This window comes from Mesorhizobium sp. M7A.F.Ca.US.006.04.2.1 (genome assembly GCF_004022915.1).
In the GTDB taxonomy this organism is placed as follows: Bacteria; Pseudomonadota; Alphaproteobacteria; order Rhizobiales; family Rhizobiaceae; genus Mesorhizobium; species Mesorhizobium ciceri.
In genome coordinates this window covers 1-2,524 of record NZ_RZQA01000882.1, presented here as the reverse complement: position 1 = coordinate 2,524, position 2,524 = coordinate 1, and the positions used below count along the sequence as shown (strand labels likewise).

At 65.9% G+C, this 2,524-nt stretch carries 3 protein-coding genes and 1 pseudogene; 1 reads left to right on the top strand and 3 read right to left on the bottom strand.

The window, feature by feature from the left end; genetic code table 11:
• Window positions 1–796 (top strand): annotated as a pseudogene (locus EN925_RS31615) (hypothetical protein); the annotation flags it as partial.
• Window positions 797–823: 27 nt separating this feature from the next.
• Here the strand turns inward: EN925_RS31615 and EN925_RS31610 are convergent.
• The 3 genes from EN925_RS31610 to EN925_RS31600 all read right to left on the bottom strand — a co-directional run.
• Window positions 824–1,393: a hypothetical protein gene (locus EN925_RS31610; RefSeq protein ID WP_128337198.1), complete on the bottom strand. Its 570-nt coding sequence runs from the start codon at window positions 1,391–1,393 to the stop codon at window positions 824–826.
• On the bottom strand, window positions 1,390–2,019 hold the full coding sequence (locus tag EN925_RS31605; RefSeq protein WP_127369562.1) for a hypothetical protein: 630 nt from the start codon (window positions 2,017–2,019) through the stop codon (window positions 1,390–1,392). Before EN925_RS31605 ends, EN925_RS31610 begins: the two co-directional genes overlap by 4 nt.
• Window positions 2,016–2,524, bottom strand: a 509-nt coding sequence (locus EN925_RS31600) for a hypothetical protein (protein ID WP_128337197.1), incomplete at its 5' end; no start/stop codon positions are given. The genes EN925_RS31605 and EN925_RS31600, both read right to left, overlap by 4 nt.

Below are 2,524 nucleotides of genomic sequence, written 5' to 3'. Positions count from 1 at the left end.
GGTCTCCGTGGCGGTGTCCTGGCTGATCCGCCGGCTGGCCAAATTCATGCAGGCTAAGACAGGTGCGGAGTCGTTCTGGCAGATCGTGGTGGTGATCTGCGAGACCAACTGGATTTTCGTCGGTCTCTACGTGATCAGCCGCTGGAAGGACTCGGCGCTGCAATGGCTGATGAGCCGCAATTTCTGGTCGGTCCTGCAGGCATCGGTGGACGGGCTGGCAAACCCGGTGCCGATGGCCTCGGCCGCACCCATGGTGCCGGTCGAGATCTCCTCGATCGCGCCGTCGACGGCTGCGATCAACCTGTTCTTCTTCATGCTCCTGCCGCTGATCTGGCTGGTGATGGCGGCGCTGATCTACGGCTATGATGTGCGCGACGATGCTGCCCTGATGCGCGTGCACGGCCGGCTGGAGCGTGCCGGCCAGCGCTATGCCGGCCTGCCGAAATTCCTGCGCGATTTCGTCGAGCATTTCATCGCCGGCTACCGCTCGCGCTATCTGCCGATCGCCAACGGCGTGCGGCTGACGGTCAGCGCCAGCCTGGTGCTGTTGTGCACGCTGGTGGTCGGCTACCGGTTGCTCGACTGGGGCGCGGCCTGGCTGTGGCTCGGCGCGACGCGGCTGATCGGCCCACACGAGCTCGATATCTGGCAGATTTTTTCGCATGCCGTGACGCTGCTCTTCGGCAGCCCGTTCCAGGATTCTTCCACCGGCATCCTGATCGAGCCGCTGCGCATATGCTTTCTCGCCGCCGTGCTGGAGACGGCGTTTTCGATGGCGAAGCGGGCGGGGAAGTGAGCTTTCTTTACGGGGAGAAGGATGCTGTCACTTCGGCGGCCGCTGAAAACGCAGGAACCAGGGGCGCTCGCTGCCCAGGCCAATGGCTGGGCGGATGGTCTCGATGGCATCCTCGGGCACGATGAAGGTCTCGCCGACGCTGATGATTTCGCCCTTTTTGGCGCCGGAGAAGATCGCCGAGGTGCAGTTCATCACGCCGTCCGGCAGGCTGACGCCGGGGATGAAGTCGGGCAGCCAGCGGCGGCCGGCGGCGTCGGTCCGCATCACCTTGCAGCCCAGCCACTGCTTTTGCAGATCGGGATCGCCGACCGTGACGGCGAAGGTGGCGATGACGGCCATGGCATGGTCGGGCAAGCGGCCGGCCTTGCCGCCGCGCAAATCGGCCAGCCGCCATTCGCTGCCGCCGAACGGCGCGCCTTGGCCAAACTCGACATCCCTGGCGATGAGGTCCTCGCCATGCAGCCATTCACGGATGCTCTCATAGCTGGTTTCGGCCAGCGTCAGCGGCAGCAGGATAGCGAGCGCGGCAAGACCGCGCCGTCGCCATTTTTTCTCGCCACCGCCGGCTGGGTCGATGTCGGTTGAAACCGCGCTCATGTCTTGCCCTGCCGTGTCTGGCCCTGCCGTGTCTGGCCCTGCGGCGGTGCAGGAGCGTCGAGATCGTATAGCGGCAAGACATCCGCCGGTTGACCATCGGCACCGGTCGGAACGGCATCGAGGCTGATGCGAGCCTGGGCGTCGAGCGGGCCGAACTGACGTGCGGCGATAAGCAGGCTGGCGCCTCGGATCTGGTCGGCCGGCAACTCGAAGACGAACAGGCCGCTTCTCTCCAGCCCTGGATCGACGGCATGTGGCGGCATATCCTGGCGATAGTTGAGCCGCTCCGTCTGGCGGTAGCGCAGGCCGGTCGGGCCTTGCCAGGTGCCGTCGGCGACCGTGGTGGAGGTGCTGGTGGCGGTGAGATTGGTCGTCGCCACCGCCCACAGGCCGCTGGTGGTCAGCAGCCTTTCCTGGCCGAACTGGTTGGTCTTCAGCGTGCGCGCAAAGACCATTCTGTCGAGGCGGACATCGAAGCTGCGCGCCCGCACCGTGTCGTGCATGGCGCCATCGATGGGGATCGGCGCGGTAAGTTCGGCATAATGCGGCTTCGACACCTGCATGCCGTAGCTGAGCGCCACGGTGGCGGCGACGATCAGGAGATTGCCGATGGCGCGGATCCTCATGAGCCGCTCTCGGGCAGGTCGGCGACCGGCATGGTGACGGTGCCGAGCCGATAGGGATTGAACCAGCCCGGCGTGCCGTAAAGATTGTCGCGCGGCTTGAAGATCTCGGCGGTGACGCCGAAGCTGAGATTTGCCGGCACGGCGGCGTTACCGGCAAGCGGCCAGACATAGGCCATGCGTTCGGTCATGCCGGGATGCAGTTCCGGCGTCAGCGTCGAATCGCGGGCCAGCGCGATCATCGGCGTGGAATCGGGCAGGTCGATCCCGTCCGGCTTGAAGACGTTGAAATAAGCCTTGTCGGATTGCGCCGTGCGATTGGTCAGATCGGCCTCCAACACCAGCGCCTTCTGGCCTGGTTTCAGCGCCACGCCATAGAGTTTGGCGCGGCTGACATAGGCGCGCGCGGGCTGGACCCGCCAGCGCCCGGCATCGATGGCGGCATCGGGCGGCAATTGCGGCGGGGCGTGGGCGGGCAGGGCGCCGAACGCGCCCATCAGGCCGGCGA